The following is a 16,768-nucleotide window of genomic DNA, read 5'->3' as shown; positions in this document are numbered from 1 at the left end:
TTTAAATCGTCATTAACAATATAGCGGCGGTGTATTTGTCGCCGTCTGTTTCGGGCGTAGCATATCGCACCGGCTCAATACGATTCATCGTGGCATCATGTAATCTAAATGCCACGTCGAAGGTGCGCCCGTCGTAATGGGTCAGCTCCATTTCCAGCGCGGGCGTATCGCTCCACTCTCTCAAGGTGTGCAGATCGCCGCGCTTGAGCCACGCCCAATCGCCGCCCAACGTAACCGGCCTGCCGTTGAGCTTAATGCCCTGCTGAATCACCAAGCCGCCCGACAAGGTACGCTGCGGCGCGGCCTGCGCCACTTTCGACCACTCAAATTCGTCGAGCCAGCGCATATCCTGCGGCAGCCGGACAATCGCGCCGGTGTCCTTTCGCTTTAGTTGCCAATAATCGTTTGCCATTTTATAAACTCCTTCAAGATATAATAAAAAAAGCCCCGCACAGGGCGGGGGATAAGGGCTTCACTTGGTCGGGTTGCGTGGATTTTTTTCAGACGGTCTAACTCATACGATGGAGTCCCGCTTGCAGCTGAACTAACAATTCCTGCCCGGCTTTTTCAACGACTTTGGCATCCCGGGCATTTAGGGCTGATTCAAGTTGTTTAATCACACTACTTGCAGCATCACCAAGCCCGTCAAGTTTGAGATTATCCAAATTTCCGAGATTTAAGCGGCTGCCGCCATCCTTGTTACTTGCCGCCGCTTCGCGCTGCCTTTGCTCTTCCTCCGCCTTTTCCCGCTGTCGCTGTTCTTTTTGACGGGCGTATAGGGTTTCCTGCGCCTGCAACGCCCGCGCCCATTCACCCGCCACATCGCCTTGGCCGTTTTTGGCTGCTGCCTGCTGCTTGGCTCTCAATTCCGCCAACTTGCGCTGCTGCTGCAAGGCATAACCCGCTTCTTCGTCGCCGTTGATGGCAGCCAATTCCGCTTCAATCGACAAGCGTGCGTCCGTGGCCTCGTCTTTAAGCTGCACCAGCTTTTGCCGTGCCGCTTCAATGGAATTTTGCAGGTTGGCAAGGCTGGTTTTATCCAGCTTGCCGGCAGCAGCGCCCGCCGCGGTGGTCGCACGGATAAGATGGCCCATGTTAACCGTGCCGTCTGAAATAGCGGCGTTTAATTCTTCCTGCGCGCGGTTCGCATCTTTTATGCTGTTTAAAAACTGGTCGGCATAAGCGCGCCAGCCTTTGCGCAAAAAGTGCGTGCCTTGTTCGGTTAGGCCGTGTAGCAGATTGTTATAGCGCACAAACTCTTCGCGCGTGAGTTTGACCACACCGTAGGTGCTGCTGATACCTTGATGCAGGGCGTTGACTTTTCGGGTCGCCGATTCAGATGCGCCGGCTACTTTCTCCATGCCGTCGGCAAGCTCTTTGTTGGATTTCCCCGCACCTTGCGCCGCCCGTGCATGATTATCGGCAGCTGCGGCCGCTTTGTTATGGGCATTAGCCGCCGTATCACCCGCCTTGGCCGACTGCGCCTCCAGTTCGGCGGTGCGCTGTTTAACTTGTGCCAACACCTGATCATATTGGGCTGCGGTAATCGCACCCGCCTCAAATGCGGCTTTAGCCTCTGCCGCCACGCGGCTTAAATCGGCGGCAGCGGCAGCCGTTTTGATGGATTCGGCCATCGCGTCATAAGCCGTTTTGGCTCCCGCCGCACCTTCTTTAGCCGCATCGTTCAGCCGCTGGATTTGCTCTTTTGTCAGCACCGCCGCATCGCCGCTCTTTTGCAACTGCGCGCGGAACGCCTCAAACTCGGCACGGCTTTGCAGTTTGCCCATCATCTGCTCAAAACCGTTGCGGATTAAGCGGGCATCTTCAATCCCCGCATCTTTAGCAGCCGCCGAAGCCGCCTGCCAATCGGCAAACGCTTCTTTGGCTTTACTGCTGATTCCTGTTGTGGCGGCTTCCGCATCCACGCCGATTTTGGCAAAGGCTTCCGCCACCTTAGACGGCACAATTTTGGCTTGGTCGGCGATTTTTTCAATTTCACCAGCCGCTTTTTTCGCTTCTCCGCCGATTTCGGCCAACGGTTTTTTCAATGCCGCCAAATCTTCGGCGCTGCCGCCCATTTTGGTAAAAGCTTTTTCCCAATCTTTTTCTGCGGATAATGCCGCTTTTCGGGCGGCAGCGGCGGTTTTTTCCGCTTCATCGGCAGCCTTTCGCGTAACAGTCTCCTGCGATGTGCCGATGGCTTGCTCGGCTCGCTGTTGAGCCTGCTTGGCGGCTTCTGCGGCATCAATCGCAGCCTGCGCCGCTTTATCGTAGGTGGTGCGGGCTTCTGCTTCCAAGCGGGCATAACGTTGCGATTCCGTTTCCATCGCCCGCTCCACAGCCTGCGCCGTTTTGCTCTCAAAAGCCAACGCTGCTTCGTGCGCTTTGGTCAGGTGCTTTTCAGCCGCCGCAGCCATTTGCGCCGCCGCCTGCTCGTATTCTTCACCCAAACCTAAAAAGTTGAGATCGCCCAAGCCTTGAGCCACTTTACCCAAGGCACTCAATGCCGTCCCGGCAAACGTATCAAACAGAATGCCTATACCGGCCACCCCGTCGCGCAACGCACCCAAACTGATATTAATCCCGTCTATAATTCCCTTAATCAGGTCAAAATCCTGTTCCGCGTCTGCACCTAAAATTGTTGCAAATGCGCCGCCTACTTCGTTGACAATATCCACCAATCCGCCGAAGGCATCGCCTATTTCCGCCGCACCTTCTTTAATCAGTTCGTATGTGCTGAAAAAGGCATCCGATACGCCGCCGGTAAGCGCACCGTCCAGCCCTTCGATTTTTTCCTGCACCCACGATAAGGCATCGCCCACTTCACCGATGATTTTATTGTAGGCATCGGCAATACCGCCTTCCTCGCCGATTTTAAGCAACATCTCGTCAAACTGGTTTTTCAAACGGTTTACCGCCGCCCCCGCCGATTCGGCCCCGCCGAATGCTTCTTCCATAGCCGCACCGAACTTAGGAAGGAAATCTTCGGCGGCGATGCCGCTTTCCACCATCTTTTCAAGCTCGGCGGTGGTAACACCCATTGATTTTGCAGCAATGGCCATAGCCGGCGTTAAGCGTTCCCCCAACTGGCCGCGCAACTCTTCCATCGACACCTTGCCTTTACCGGCAATTTGGCTCAAGGCCAGCAATACGCCGTTGGTCTCTTCGGTACTCAAATTCATGGATGCGGCGGCGGATGCCACGCCTTTAAAAATCTGCTGGGTTTTTTCGGTACTTAAGCCGATATTCTTTGTGGCCGATGACAATTGGGCATAGCCGTTGGCCACGCTTTTCAGTTCCAGCCCCAGCTCGTTAGCGACCTCCTTCACCCAATCCATTTGTTCGGCGGCCTGCGTCGCACCGCCAAACGCATATTCCATGCGGCTGCGTATGGCTTTAAATTCCGTTGTGGTGTCAATAACGGCGGTCAAACCTTGTTTCAAGGCATACAGCCCGCCGCCCACACCAGCAACCGCCGCCATAGAACTGCCCATACCCGCAATAGATTGGCTGATAGGCTTTAAACTCGTGTTTAATTTACCTGTATCGGCAGCTGCTGCCGCAGCTTTAGCCTTTAACTTGCCCATTTCTCCGCCCAATGCCGTCATCTTGGCGCGGGCGGCATCAGATTGGGCGGCGAGTTCTTTTTCACGCTGGGATAATGTGTTGGCCGTGATGCCCGCTGCATTCATTTCTTCGCGCACTTTTTTCAACTGCGTGCCAAGCGACCGCTTTTTGCCGTTCAGTCGGTTGATTTCGCCCTGTAAATCAGCATAACGTTTCTGCTGCGCCTTTGTGCCGTCACCGTCCATCTCGGCTTTCAGCTTGTTCAGGCTCTGTTTGGTTGCCAAAATGGCCGTGTCGGTTTCTTTAAACGCCCGTTTGATACCCTTGAAATTTTCAATAACGGCTTGCTGTTTGCCGATCTCGCCAAATTCTTTCTGCAATTCTGCAAATTTACCCGTCAAGCCCTTTGTATCCGCTCCGGTTGCCTGCAACTCGTCCGACAGTTTTTTTACTTCGTCCAGCCCTTCAACGCCCGCGCTGATACGCAAGCCCGCCTCGATGGTGTTTGATTTAGCCATTTAAAAACCCGATTCCGAAAAAACTACAAAATAGAAGAGAAAATCCGAACCGAATCAGAGATAGGCTTCATCAAGAAATAAGGCCGTCTGAAACATTTTTTTCAGACGGCCTGCTGTTTTCACAGAATCAAGATGTTGCTTTTAACTCTTCCCGCAACTTTTCTTTAACCCATTGGGAAAAATCAATTTTATTAGCATATTCCAATAAATCTTTTTCAGTCTCCTTGTTAAAGGAAACATTTTTAATCGTCCGCTTGGCTGCTGCCCGCTTCCGATATTCGACCATTTTTTCATCAGCCATAAGGCATAATCCTTGATTTAATAAGCCGTATTTTGTAAGATTAGGGAACTGGAGCGGCGGCTACCGCCCCAGCCTTACGGTTTATCAGTAGGCGTTACTGCTTGCGAACATCAAAACCAGTAAGAAGATGATTTGAATAATTAGGCTATTCATTTCATTTTCCCTTTTGATAAGCCCCGCTTCGGTGGGGCTTTTCCCGTACCGGCCCTCACTGCACCGATGAAACGAATTATATTATGTATAGACATAATAATCAATCATCCTATGACAAAAGGTGTAAAAATAATGGAATTATTGTTGTTGCCGTGGCATTTTTAAACGCATGACAAAACAATCACAAAAAGGAAAAACAATGGAATTAAAGCAAGATGGCTGGGATGGGAACGATGCCTCCCGTGACGGATACGACGACAATATCGCCCGTGAAGGCTGGGATGGATACATCAGCCGAGAAGGTTCGGATGTTTAAGCGCACGCCATAACAAAAGGCCGTCTGTTTTCAGACGGCCTTTATCATTGACACCCGGCTTAATTGCTGAAGCTGGAGAAATAATAAGTTGATGTTTGACCCTCGGCTAGCACCGCCGTGCCTTTAAAGGCGGCTTCCGCGAAGTCGTCGCCGAACCAGTCGATATCGCCGTCGGCAGCCAACACAGCGTGCGGAATGTGCAATACGCCCGCTTCGCCGGTGATGCGGTTTTTGCCGTCAACCCAAATTTCCAAATCCAAGCGGCTCAATGCGCCTGCACTGATTTTGAAGCCGCCTGCGGCGCGGGTTTTGTAGCTTACTTTGATGTCTTCATCATCGTTCACATTGTCGGCAGACGGGTCAATTTCAATCAAGCCGACATTGGCATTAAATACAACCTTTTCTGCCGCCACGTTTTGGTCGCTTTTGTTCTTAACCTTAATTGTGGACGGGTCGATGTTTTCGTGCGGCAACTTGTAGCCTTGACCTTTTTTGCCGATATGAATCACGGTATCGGTTACGGTTTCGGCGCGGGCGGCAATAACAGCAGCCTCACCCATCAAGGCCATTGCCAAGTTATTTTTATCGAAAGTATCCAGTTTCAAGCCAACTTCGGTCGGTTTTTGAGTTACCAAGCTGTCTAACGCTTGGCCGTAAGTGCCCTTGCGTTTGCTGGTGCGCTCTTTACTTTCGGTAGATGATGCAGTGGTTAATGACGTGGTATTGCCCACATCGTAAATGCCGCCATCGGCGATATTGCGGTTGCGTACTTTTACGTCGCCCTCAAAAATCAGGCCGTGATCAGCGGTGCGGTTGATAGGCATATCAGTCCTTTCTCAATTCAATGGCTACTGCGGTCTCAAACCGCATGGGGAAAAATGCAAAGCCTTCGTGATAGGCAATCGGCAGGGCGGCGCGGGCGGTAAACGGCTCCAGCGTGAGCTTTTGGCCGTTGTCGCCGCAAGGGTCGAAGCCCTGAAATGCCGACTTGATGGCGGTAATGGTTTCGCCTACACCGTCTGCTCCGTATTGCAGGCGGTTGGGGTTGTATTGGCGTTTGGCCAAAATGAAGCTGAAGCTTAAACGCTCGCGTAACAAACCTTTGTTTCCGGCTGCCGCATCGGGCGTGAAGCCGTCAAACACCACATAAACCGCGCCGTCTTGCGGTTTGATTTTTCGGTCGGACGTTACCGCCTCTAAATCCGCAGCCTCTAAAACATCGCTCACGCCCGGCACTTGCTTCATGCGCTCCAAGATGGCCGGGTAGCAGGCGAGCATGTTTTGATACATCGGCAGTTTTGCCATAACTACTTGCTCCAAATGGTTTGCAGCCACTCACCCAACGATTCGCGGATGTCGCTGCGGTCTTGCTCGCTCAATCCGAAGATGGGGCGGGCGGGCATTTTGGCGGTGCCGGTTTGCAGATAAGCCGCATATACCCGGTCGGTGCCGACTTCGGCCATGCTTTCGGTCGCGTGGCTGGTGATGCTCCTCAACAAGTCGCCGCGGTCAACCAAAATCGAGCCGCGCGTTTTGCCGTTTTTGCCGGTTTTGGCATACAGCGTCCACAGCGACAAATCCGCCCACTTGCTGCCGTCGGGTGCGGTTTTGGTTTCAAAACGCTTGCGGGTGCTGTTTTCCAGCAGCGCGGCCACGGCATCCAAGGGCTGTTTTAAATCCCCGTTTAAACGGATATACAGCGTATTTAAATGCGCCTGCAGCTCGGGTAAATTGGTATCAACGGTTAATTTCATGCCATTCCTGCACCTTATTCGGTATCACAGCATACAGGCCGTCTGAAGCCTTGCCCGCAGGCTGGCTTGCATCCAAACCCAGCAGGCGAGGCTCTTTAACCAAGGATTTGAGCCATTCAATAGCCGCCTTATAACGTTTTTCAACGATTTCAATATCGCCGTCTTCGTGCAGGTAGTAGCGGGCGATGTCGCACACCTTCAGCACCAACACCCGGGGCGTTTCCACACCTTCAAGGCTTTTATAACCGGCGGCGGCCAGATAACTGCCCGCCTCGGCTTCGGCGTCTGCGATTGCCCGATCCAATACTTCGACGTTTAGGGTCTTGCCGTATTCATGGTCGGTAAGTGCGGCGATCTCCCTTTCGGAAAACCGCAAAATCATATCTTCACGGGTAATCAGCATTTCAGACGGCCTTTTAAACGGAAAGCGTTACCAGCAGCTCGGGGCGCAAGGCAATCGGCAGCGGGTTCGACTGCATGTGCAGGCTCCAGCCTTTGTCATGGTCGAGCTTCTCGCGGCTGGCGTAATACGGCAGCGCGCGGGTGTTTACGGTCGCATTCATGTCGGCGGGCGCAAATGCCTCGGTGTACAGCTTGCGGCCTACCGGCAGCAAAATCGCTTGGTCGGCGGCGATTTTTGCACCTTTTTCGCCGAAGTTGCCGGTGTACTGGATAAACTTTATGCCGTTGTGTTCAAGCTCAATCGGGTTGGCCGACCCCTCGCGGTAGGCTGCACCGTCGCGGTAGCGTTCGTACAGCGGCTTGATTTTGTCGTGGTATTTCAGCGCGGTTAGAAAGTCCAAACCGCACAAAGCCACCCAGCCCGTTACCATCGCACCGTTTTGTTTGGCGCGCAGGCCGGCAATGGTTTTATCCATTAACTGGCCCACTTCGGTGGTTTTGGTATCGAGTTTCCAGTCGATAGTTTCGCGGGTCAGCTCGAACTCTTTATACAGGTCGTACAGCATGGTGCCGTCGGCATCTAAAATCTTGCCCTGCAACGCACCCAGCATCAGATGCTCACGGGTGTATTCGAGGTTGAGCTTGCCATCGGCGAGCTTGTCGCTTACCACGTTTTCCACGGTTTCCGCCTTGTCGCTGCCGAATGCACGCAGGTTTTGCACATCATCGGCGCGGACGACGTCGTCTTCGGGCAGATGCGGAATGCGGAACGTTTTAATCACTCGGTCTTTAGGCGGTATGGCTTGGCCGGATTCGCCGCGCTCTTTACTTTGCACCAAATTCAGACGGCCTTGTCGGCACTCCACATTAATATAAGTGGTGTTCAAGTATTGCGGCTCGAAAATGCCCAAGTCGCGGATTTGCGTAGGTGTAGTCGGCACTTTATTGATGGCGGTAGTCAAAGCCTTAACGCCGAACTTGCTTTCACTGGATAAAGGCATGGATTTTCCTTTTTTTTAAAATAAATATGCGGGGACAGGCCGTCTGAAACGGCCTGTACCGTTTGGGTTTAATCGGCGGGTGTACCTTGATAGACGATGCCGTAGGGGTCGCCGTCTTTTTTCAGCCCGTCGAGATTACCGCCCGTCGATGCCGCCGCATTAACTGCCGTAGCAGCCACCAGCGATAAATCGATAATGCAGTTGTGCGGCTGCACCAGCACCTTGCCGTCCTGCTCGTCGGTCAACGCCAACAGCTTTTTACCGGTACGCAGCGGATAATCGACAAAGGTGCCGATTTTAGTGCCTTTAGAAGCGGTTACCGCCTCGCGGGTAAGCGGCGTAGCTTCCCATTTCAAAAAGTCACCGGTTACATGACCCAAGGTTTTATTACCTGTGCTTTTCATCTTGGCTTCAGACATACACACCTCCGCTCAACGAACTTTTACCCGTCGCCACCGACAGCTTCACGCCGCCTGCCGGCTCGGCTTGATTGCCGGGCTGCGCATCGGACAGCAACGCCTCCGGCACCGGCGGCTTACCCGCGCCCGACAAGGCCGCCTCGGCGGGCTTCAGGTCGGCGATTACCGCTTCCGCGTCTTTCAAATCAGCGAAAAGCAGCAGTTTGTAGGTCGATTCACCCACGCCGCTAAACTTGCCGTCTGCTCCGGCTTTAAAACCAGCTGCCGACAACTTGGCATCAATCTGCGCTTTATGCGCGGAGAGTTTCAAATCGGCGTTTTCCTGCTCCAGCTTGGCTTTATCTGCTTTCAGCTGGTCAAATTCCGCCTTCTCTTCAGGTGTCATGCTTAAATGCTCCTGTTTGGGTTGATAATCAAATGCCCGCGGCTTGCCGTCTTCCGACAAAGCCACGGCGTGAGTATTGCCGTCAACGCCCACAGCGGTAAACGACACTTCGCGGATGGCGCAGTCGCGCATAATCAGCATAGGGCCTTGAACTTCATACCCGTTAACGCTGGTTTTCGCGCCCGCGCTCAATTCTTCAACACGCGCCGACTGCACATATACCGACATCTCCCACGGGAAACCTTGGTCGGACTCTTCCGCCACGGCTCGCCCGTGCTCGTTGTCCAGTAAAGTGCCTTCGGCATACAGGCCGTCCGAAGTAACCGACAACTTACCCACGCCCGCGCGCTTACTGCCCGCGTGGTCGATGAGAAAGGCGGTTTTATCTTTGAGCTTGATGCCGTCGAAGTCGATAACCGTTTGCCACGTACCTAAGCCGAACGGGCGGCCGCTGTTGGCAATGCCGGAAAACTTGCGCGGCTCTTCGCCCGATACGGCGGCAACGGCCACCGCGTCGGCGGAAGAAAGGCGCAGGTTTAAGGTTTGGGGTGTGACTTTCGTTTTCATGCCGCCATGATAGGGGCAGTTTCAGGGGAAACGGCTTTGGGGCAGTTCATTACTGTCGGTAGGCAAAAAAAGGGACTTTTATCTGTTGCTGCGGTTTGAGATTGTCTTGCAATGGCAGGTATGCCGATTACAGCGATTTTAATGGGGGTTTAATAGGGGGTATAAATCAAAGGTAAGGGGTAAGCCTACCCTTAAGACAAAACGCGCTAAAAAGCGCGTTTTTTTCAATCTTCCGTTTCTTCGGCTTCGAGTGCCAAAATACCCTGTGCCGTAATCATATAGGATTGGCCGTTTATTTTTTTAATCTGCCCGAGTTCCGCCAATACGGATATGGCGTATCCCGCATTCTGCGCCAAAGGCATTAACTCTCCCAAAGGCAGCGGATTGGGATGCAGCCCGTGTTTTCGGCGTGCCTCGCGCAAATGGGACAGGATTAGCAGGCGTTCGGCCTTATCGGTATTCATATTTTATTTATTCCAAGTGGGGATTGTCGTAATAGCCCTCTTCATACAACTTCATCATGCGCTCCCTCTGTTCGGGCGGGCGGCTTTCTATATCTGCCAGCAGCAGGGCTTTCGACATCTCTCTGGACTTTTTGCGGTACTCTTCCCAATTGCGCAGGGCGTGGGCGACAGCCTGGTCTTTACGCTTCATTGAATCCATGGTTACTCCTCCGGAAGGCTTAACTGAATAATCATGGATTCATCATAGCCCGCGCCAGTTATTTCTTCAAGCTCGATGTAGTGCCGGGTTTTGCCGTTCTCAACCGCTTCGCGTCGGCTCTTTACACGGTAAACCGCGCTTCTCGGCATCAACACTTCTTTTTCGCTGCGCCCGTATTGCGATATGGATTCGATGTGTACGCCGCTTTTGCCGTGTATCGTTATTTCCACATCGCGCTCCAGTCCGAAATGGCCTTGCTGCAAAGCGGTGCTGGTAAAGTTGCTGTAACGCAGCATACTGCCCGGTTGGTGTGCATTCATAAATGTCTGCGGGTTGTGCAGGTCGGCCATATCCACCATTCTGCAGGTGGTTCCGGCGTAGGCAGGTGCTTTGCTTAAAAACGTATCCAGCGCAGTAATCAGGCGCAGATCGTGGCTGTCCAATTTCTTCAAATCGCCTTGATGGCGGATTAAGGGCGGGTTGATTGTGGTGTATCCGCTTTCGTTGGTGTAGATATACGCGGCCAGTTTGTCTGCCAAATCCGCGCCGCCGAAGTCGGCCGCTTTGATTTGCGCCAGCTTTTCTTCCGACATTTTAATAAAGCCTTTTTCCGCCCACCGCATCATATCGGCGGCTTTCATTTCAAGGGCCTTGTCGGCACTTATGGGGCTGACGCTTACGCCGTCCTCGCCGTATTCGAGCAGGTACAGGTTGCCGTCGCGTTTTACCAATTCCAACCCGCCTTCCATGCCGGGTATCGTATAGCCCAACTGTTCGCCGCGCCCCGCTTCGGCAAAAACCAAAGATTGCGCGTCGGCAATACCGCCGCTGTCTTTAAGCGTCAAATTGGGCAGGCCGTAAATAAAATTGGGGCGGCCTACCTTTCGGCGTATGTAGTTGTTGGTTTCTTCGGCCAGCATGTCGGCGTAGTTTCTGCCGTGCTTGCCCGCCGCCAATTGCTGCAACGCCCCCAATCTGTCGCCGTGGTTGTGGGCGAAGCTCGGCGTAATATCGGCGGGAATGCGTACCGTTTGGCCGGTGCGCGGGTTGGTAAATTCAATGGTTTGGATATTCGGGCTGTCTTCCAAGCGGCCTTGCTTATGCGCTTCTTTTTGGGCATCGGTAAAGCCGTCGGGGTCTTTGGCAATATCTTCGCCACGTTCGCGCAGGGCTTGCGTTTTGGTGAGCTGGCGCACGCCGCACAGACAGCCGTAGCCGTTGGGCGGGAATATCGTATTCCACAGTTCATGCTCAACCGGCAGGATTAAATTGTAATAGGGCTTATGCGCGTCGCGTTTGTGCGTGGCCGCGCTGGGAATGTATTTCAGATACGGCAGGGCGGCCTTGCGGTTTTGTACCCGCGCCCATTGACCGGCTGCATAGCTGGTTTGCAGGTTGGTGTGAAAAATAGTGCGCAGGCGGCGGGTGCTGCCTAGCTGCACCACTTTCGGCACACCGTCCACAGGGTCAAGCATGACCGTTTCTCCCCACCAGCCCCGCGCCATTAAATACGGTTTTAATTGCTTTTTAAAATCGGAAAATATAGTGCCGTTTTCCATCGCGGCAGCTACTGCGCCTTTCACATCTGCCAGCAAGTCTTTATCCATCATCTTGGCAACGGTAAAGGCGACGGCATGCTCATACAGCCACACATCGTAATGGCTGAATCCGGGTAGCAGCTTCTTACTTTTTAAAAAGCCCAAGGCGGCGCGGTCAATCAGGCTGTTGAATACCACTTCCATTATTTGCCCTCTTCAAGGCCGTCTGAAAAACCCCGCGCACTCTCGCCGACCAACTTGTCGATAATCGGCAGGTCGCCGTCGCTCAAATCGATTTTTTCTAAGGCCGCCTGAAATTCGGCATAGCTTTCCGATGCCTGTAATGCGCTTAATACCGCCTGCATTTTCGGCTGCATCAAGGCTTGGTCGGCTTTCAAAAGCGGCGGCTCGCCGCCATTCAGGCCGTCTGAAAGTTTTACGGCAAGAGCGGCCTTTCCTGCCTGCGCTTGCTGCTCTACCATTTCAAAGTGCTCTTTTTCAAAGCCTAAAACCTGCGTGAAATAGTCTTCGGTAAAGCGCACCATGCCCGAATCGGCATAAATTTTGTCGCGCTCCGCCCGCGCCTTATCGATTTTGACCTCTTCGACAAATTCAAACCACAGGCCGCCTTTTTGCTTGATTTCCAAGCCCCAAACGGCATTAACCGCCACCATCGCATCAACAGCGTGCTGGATAGCTAGGGATAGCAGGCTTAAATAGGCTTCGATGCGGTCTTGGCGGGTGTTTTCTTCGGTTTCCTGCGCCGCTCTGCTGCCGTTGGCAAGGTCGGATATTTTTACCCTGCCGAGCAGGGCTTTTTGGATACGCGCGTTTGCCATCCGCTCCAGTTTTTCAAAGCCTTCGCCGTTGGCCGAATTGGTGAGCATCTCCACACTGTCCTCATTATCAACGGTAATCGCCCCGCCCGACACAAACGAAAACAGCTTGCCGATAAAGCCTTGGGCATCGCCCGAAACCTTACCCACCATATAGGGTTGGGCATAACGCTTGATAAATTGGTGTGCATAAAGAAAACCGTTTTTACGCACCGACACAGCTGGGAAAAGACGGGCTACGGCCATTTCTCCGGCGGGGTTTTTCGCCGTAGCACGGTTGACCAGCAGCAGATTAAGCACCTGTGTATCCAGCACTTCTTCCCCGTTATTGCCTTGATATATCAATACGCCGCCACGCTTGGGCTTGTAGCGGTCTAACTCGTCGCGACGGTCGGCAATGTAGTCAAGCACAATCAGGCCGTCTTCTTCTCGGCGGTAGATATAGCGACCGACCGCATAACCGTTTAAACGGGCAGTTAATACCAACTCCACAAAAGCCGCTAAGTTTTTGCGCACCACCCGATAAATGCGGTCGAGCTGAGTATCGTCGGTGCCGTCGCCATACAGTCGCCATCCGCTCGCCATCATCGCTGTGCGCAAATCCTCTTTGCAGCTCTCGACCTCATCATCCGAAATAACTGCGGCATAAACCTGATCGCGGCTCAATCCCAATCGGTCGAGCAGCTCGTCCGAACTTTCCGCGCTGCCCATAAAGCTATCCAGCGCGTAAGCCGTATCCGTAACCAGCGCATCAATGCGTGTTTTAGTTTTGCTTTTCGTTAATCCAAACATGTTTAAACACCTGTTTAAATAGGGAGACCGTCTGAAACCTTATCCACGGCATTGCCCGACTAGAGTTTGATTCAGACGGCCTTTAAATCAAAAAAACGTAGGTTCAGGAATATGCACCGGCACAGCCTTATCCGTCTTTTTACCGCTAACGGCGAGCATCCACAGCATGTGCAGGGCATCGGGGCCGTCGTCGTGGTCGGCATTAGGGAAATGGCGCAACTGCTCGATTAATTCTCGCTGCTCCTGCCTAAACTTGATTAAGCCGTTGGCAATATGCGGTTGCAGGCTCTCAATGCGCAGCAGCTTATCGCTGGCCGGCTTAATGCCGCGGGCAGGCACGGGGCAGCCGGCGCGGGCGGAACGCTTAACCAGCTCATCCTTAAAGAACTCCTGAAACTGCACCGATTCCACCGCCCACACTTGGCAGTTGTGCTTTTTTTGCAGCTCAATGGTTTCTTCGATAATCAAATCCGGCACGCGCCGTCTGATTTTGGCGACTTCCACAAACAGAATACCCGTACTCTTTTGATAACCGCCCACCAAAATCGCGGATGGGTCGCGGCTCTTGCCGCTTTTGCCCAAAGACGGGTCAACCGCGCCGTACATCACCACATCGTGCGGTAGGGTATTAAAGAACACGTCTTTATCCATATAGTCGGCAAAGGGCGAATCTTCGCCGCTGGCGGGGTCGTTCTGATACTCGCAGGCGAACGAGTGCGAGCCGATTTTGGCGCGCTTTTTCATCAGATCCAAAATACCGCGCGCCGCCCATGATGTTTGCGCGCCTTTCAGCATTTCCGCTTCGTGTTCGCGGTAGTAGGCCATCGCGGCCGCTTCGCCGTAATTGCGCCAAATGGTTTCCCACTCTTCCCACAAATCCATTCTGTCAGGCCAGCGTTTCACGGCCTTAAACAGGCGGCTGTTCCAAAACCTGTTTTTCAGGGTGCGGCTCAACACGCTGTCGTAATGCAGGATAGTTCCGATATAGATAATGTCGTACTTTTTACCTACGCCGCCTAAAGGCTCGATGGTTTTTTCCAGCCACGATTGCAGCTTTTTCCGCTGCTCGGGGTTTTGTACCTGCTCGTCATTCTCGATATCGTCGAGCACGCACAAATCGGGTCGGTACGGGCCGTGGCGCATACCGCGCAGCTTTTTCCCGCTACCCGCGACCTGAACCTTAACGCTGTTGGCCGTCACAATCGTTCCGGCCTGCCACACGCGCCCGGCTCCCACAGCTTCGGGGAAGTCGGCGGCAATGCGCGGATTGAATTCCAATTCCGCCTTGATGGTTTCCAGCATAGGGTACGCTTGGTCTATGCTGTCCATCACGATTACGGCATAGTGCGTTTGCCCGGTTACGATGCGCCAAAGCGTATAAAGTTGGGTAACCAACGTCGATTTAGCCTCGCCGCGCGGAGCGGCAATCGCCTCTGATCGGCTTTCCTTGTCCGCCGCCACTTTCGGCAGCAGCTCAAACAGATATTCGTGCAGCTCTGATTTACTGCCGCTGCTGATATAGTGCGGGAAGTAGTTGTTTACAAAGTATTCGTAACCTGAAACGGGGTCGAGCACCGCTTGACGGCGGCGCAGAATATCGGCTGGCTTGGTTGAAAATCCCTCAACTTCCGCCTCTATCAGGCTGCGCAACTGGCCGGCATACTCCGCCAGCTCGCGCATAAATTCTTTGCTTTTTAACGGGGACTTTAAACGCATCTTTCAGACGGCCTATTTGTAATAATGAACCACAGGTTTTTTCAGCGGCTCGGGGTAAACTTTGAAACAAAACGGCAGCGGCTCGCCCGTTTTCATTTCGTGCATGGCGCTCATGGCAAAGAAAAACTGATCTGCCAGCCAAAACAGCCATTCCAATTTATAGCGGGGCGCAACCGCAGGGGCTTCGCTAGGGTCTTGCCAGTTTGCAATCCAAATCGGGCAAAACAGATACCAACCCTTATGCGTGTATTCGACTTTTGTCATTTCAGCCGGCCTCACTTACTGAAACGCCGCTGCAATTCAGGCGCAAACATTTCAATCAATTCGATAAAATCCATCGCCACTGCCGGGCGGTTTTCGCGGATAAAATCGCCAAATCCTTTAATGGTTTCCATCGCCACGGCCAGCTCGCTGATTTCCGGTAGCATTTTGCGGTTGGCCGCTACGGTTTTGGTGTAGCTGTCGCTCAAACGGGTAAGCGCATCTACTTTTTCCAACGGGTCGAGCGCATCCCATTTATCCGCATCTTCCATTGCCTCTTGATACCGGACCAAGAAACTCGCCATGATCGCGCGGTTGACATCTTCCATTTTGCCGCCCGCCATAATGTAGGCGGTTTTGAGCTTATCCCAATCTTCGCCGGCCGCCTTATCGCGGGCTTTCCATTGGCGTGCAGTTGCCAATGGCACGCCGGCTTCTTGCGCAGCTTCGGGCAAGCTTTTCTGCTCAACCGTGTACAGGCGTCGCACTTCGGCGCGTGTCTCCTGCGGGTGCGCCATATCAGCCTCCGGCCATGCGGCGGATTAGCTCAACGCCAACAGATACAATGGTTGCTGTCGCCGCGCCGGACGCGCCGCCCACCACCGCAGCCGTGCGTTTGGTGTCTTTATGGATTTTCTCCAGCTCTTCGCTAATGGCTTCCTGCTGTTTCGCGGTTTTGTCGATTTTTTCTTCAATTCGGGCAAGTGCCGCTAAAATCGGGTCTTTGTTTTCCATAATGTTTACTTGTCCGCCTTTATTTCGGCGAGTTTGTCTAATTTGTCTTCGATACGGTTTAGCTGGCGGTTAATGGTGTCGCGGTCGGCGCGGGCTTCCGCTTTGGTGGAATATTCCAACTTCACATCGTGCAGTTCGCGGCGCAGATCGGCGCGGTCTTTTTCGGCTTCTTTCAGACGGCCTGAAATACCGTTAATCCAAAACCAGCCCGCGGCGGTGGCCAAGCCCCACAAGGTTTTAAAGCCAAATTCAAAATCAATCGGCGTCATGGCAGCTCCTTAAAAACCAAGCGGCAGCCGTATCCGCTGCGGCGGCAGAAAACATCCAATACCGGCGTACAATCCGCCACTGAAAAACCCACTTCAAACTGCGCTTCCAAGGCTTGCTTTACCGCCTGATACTGGTTTTTTAAATCCACAATGCCACGCTCAACGTTGAAGGTAACGCCGAAATCCTTATCCATTTGCACGGTGTAATCCCAACTGGTCGCATCCAGCTTGCGCGATACCTGCTCAATAAACGGCTGCTGTTCGCGGGCTTTGGCCAAGCCCATTTCGATGCCGGCGTGTTTTACCGCCAACACGCGGCTGACCAATTCCTGATAAGTCGTCATTTATCGGTCTCCGAACTTTTAAGCGTTTCTTTCAAGTTCGAACTATTAACTTTAAGTTGATAGTTGCCGCTCACCCATTCGCGCCAGCCCGCATTCTGAATTTCCAGCTCTGCCGTGTACGCGCCAAATTCGGCGGCGTGTTCCAGTAAAGCCCGCACCGAGCCGTTTTCAGGCGGTGCCGGGCGCACCGGCGGAACCATCAATACCGCGGGAGGCTCCGGCATCACCGGC

21 protein-coding genes are annotated in these 16,768 nt (G+C 53.3%); all 21 read right to left on the bottom strand.

The features are described 5' to 3' along the window. Position 1: 1 nt before the first annotated feature. Positions 2-412, bottom strand: a complete 411-nt coding sequence (locus IR141_RS03195; RefSeq protein WP_135034227.1) for a hypothetical protein — start codon at positions 410-412, stop codon at positions 2-4. 97 nt (positions 413-509) lie between these two features. After that, positions 510-4,085, bottom strand: coding sequence for a tape measure protein (locus IR141_RS03190; RefSeq protein ID WP_135034226.1), 3,576 nt, complete (start codon positions 4,083-4,085; stop codon positions 510-512). A 127-nt stretch (positions 4,086-4,212) separates the two neighbouring features. Next, positions 4,213-4,386 (bottom strand): hypothetical protein, encoded by a 174-nt coding sequence (locus IR141_RS03185; RefSeq protein WP_167743011.1) that lies wholly within the window; start codon positions 4,384-4,386, stop codon positions 4,213-4,215. 528 nt (positions 4,387-4,914) lie between these two features. Continuing rightward, positions 4,915-5,679: a hypothetical protein gene (locus tag IR141_RS03180; protein WP_228068145.1), complete on the bottom strand. Its 765-nt coding sequence runs from the start codon at positions 5,677-5,679 to the stop codon at positions 4,915-4,917. 1 nt (position 5,680) lies between these two features. After that, positions 5,681-6,160, bottom strand: coding sequence for a hypothetical protein (locus IR141_RS03175; protein WP_135034225.1), 480 nt, complete (start codon positions 6,158-6,160; stop codon positions 5,681-5,683). A gap of 2 nt (positions 6,161-6,162) precedes the next feature. Continuing rightward, on the bottom strand, positions 6,163-6,609 hold the full coding sequence (locus IR141_RS03170; RefSeq protein WP_135034224.1) for a phage virion morphogenesis protein: 447 nt from the start codon (positions 6,607-6,609) through the stop codon (positions 6,163-6,165). Then, positions 6,593-7,012, bottom strand: a complete 420-nt coding sequence (locus tag IR141_RS03165; protein ID WP_135034223.1) for a DUF1320 domain-containing protein — start codon at positions 7,010-7,012, stop codon at positions 6,593-6,595. Before IR141_RS03165 ends, IR141_RS03170 begins: the two co-directional genes overlap by 17 nt. Before the next feature lie 13 nt (positions 7,013-7,025). Continuing rightward, positions 7,026-8,012, bottom strand: coding sequence for a major capsid protein (locus IR141_RS03160; RefSeq protein ID WP_135034222.1), 987 nt, complete (start codon positions 8,010-8,012; stop codon positions 7,026-7,028). A gap of 68 nt (positions 8,013-8,080) precedes the next feature. Then, complete coding sequence (locus tag IR141_RS03155) at positions 8,081-8,431, bottom strand: oxaloacetate decarboxylase alpha chain (protein WP_228068144.1); 351 nt, start codon at positions 8,429-8,431, stop codon at positions 8,081-8,083. Further along, positions 8,424-9,383, bottom strand: a complete 960-nt coding sequence (locus tag IR141_RS03150) for a hypothetical protein (RefSeq protein WP_135034221.1) — start codon at positions 9,381-9,383, stop codon at positions 8,424-8,426. Before IR141_RS03150 ends, IR141_RS03155 begins: the two co-directional genes overlap by 8 nt. 224 nt (positions 9,384-9,607) lie before the next feature. Further along, positions 9,608-9,847, bottom strand: coding sequence for a hypothetical protein (locus IR141_RS03145; RefSeq protein ID WP_135034220.1), 240 nt, complete (start codon positions 9,845-9,847; stop codon positions 9,608-9,610). A gap of 7 nt (positions 9,848-9,854) precedes the next feature. Next, positions 9,855-10,046 (bottom strand): hypothetical protein, encoded by a 192-nt coding sequence (locus tag IR141_RS03140; protein WP_135034219.1) that lies wholly within the window; start codon positions 10,044-10,046, stop codon positions 9,855-9,857. A gap of 2 nt (positions 10,047-10,048) precedes the next feature. Further along, the gene (locus tag IR141_RS03135; RefSeq protein WP_135034218.1) at positions 10,049-11,788 is read right to left on the bottom strand and encodes an ADP-ribosyltransferase; all 1,740 of its coding nucleotides are present in this window, start codon (positions 11,786-11,788) and stop codon (positions 10,049-10,051) included. Next, complete coding sequence (locus IR141_RS03130; RefSeq protein WP_135034217.1) at positions 11,788-13,212, bottom strand: hypothetical protein; 1,425 nt, start codon at positions 13,210-13,212, stop codon at positions 11,788-11,790. The genes IR141_RS03135 and IR141_RS03130 overlap by 1 nt, the downstream gene beginning before the upstream one ends. An 87-nt stretch (positions 13,213-13,299) precedes the next feature. Further along, positions 13,300-14,928: a phage terminase large subunit gene (gene terL, locus IR141_RS03125; RefSeq protein ID WP_135034216.1), complete on the bottom strand. Its 1,629-nt coding sequence runs from the start codon at positions 14,926-14,928 to the stop codon at positions 13,300-13,302. Between the two features lie 12 nt (positions 14,929-14,940). After that, positions 14,941-15,192 (bottom strand): hypothetical protein, encoded by a 252-nt coding sequence (locus IR141_RS03120; protein WP_085417936.1) that lies wholly within the window; start codon positions 15,190-15,192, stop codon positions 14,941-14,943. Positions 15,193-15,203: 11 nt separating this feature from the next. Beyond that, positions 15,204-15,707 carry a DUF1804 family protein gene (locus IR141_RS03115; protein WP_135034215.1) on the bottom strand — a complete coding sequence of 168 codons (504 nt, stop codon included), beginning with the start codon at positions 15,705-15,707 and terminating at the stop codon, positions 15,204-15,206. A 1-nt stretch (position 15,708) separates the two neighbouring features. Beyond that, positions 15,709-15,924 carry a hypothetical protein gene (locus IR141_RS03110; protein ID WP_135034214.1) on the bottom strand — a complete coding sequence of 72 codons (216 nt, stop codon included), beginning with the start codon at positions 15,922-15,924 and terminating at the stop codon, positions 15,709-15,711. Positions 15,925-15,929: 5 nt separating this feature from the next. Next, positions 15,930-16,184 carry a hypothetical protein gene (locus tag IR141_RS03105; protein ID WP_135033343.1) on the bottom strand — a complete coding sequence of 85 codons (255 nt, stop codon included), beginning with the start codon at positions 16,182-16,184 and terminating at the stop codon, positions 15,930-15,932. 5 nt (positions 16,185-16,189) lie between these two features. Further along, on the bottom strand, positions 16,190-16,537 hold the full coding sequence (locus IR141_RS03100) for a hypothetical protein (protein WP_194198368.1): 348 nt from the start codon (positions 16,535-16,537) through the stop codon (positions 16,190-16,192). Beyond that, positions 16,534-16,761, bottom strand: coding sequence for a hypothetical protein (locus IR141_RS03095; RefSeq protein ID WP_135034213.1), 228 nt, complete (start codon positions 16,759-16,761; stop codon positions 16,534-16,536). Before IR141_RS03095 ends, IR141_RS03100 begins: the two co-directional genes overlap by 4 nt. Positions 16,762-16,768 lie beyond the last annotated feature (7 nt).

This window comes from Neisseria sp. 19428wB4_WF04 (assembly GCF_015235335.1).
GTDB classification, from domain to species: domain Bacteria; phylum Pseudomonadota; class Gammaproteobacteria; order Burkholderiales; family Neisseriaceae; genus Neisseria; species Neisseria musculi.
The sequence above is the reverse complement of the archived record's forward strand: the minus strand, read 5'-3'. Positions and strand labels throughout refer to the sequence as shown.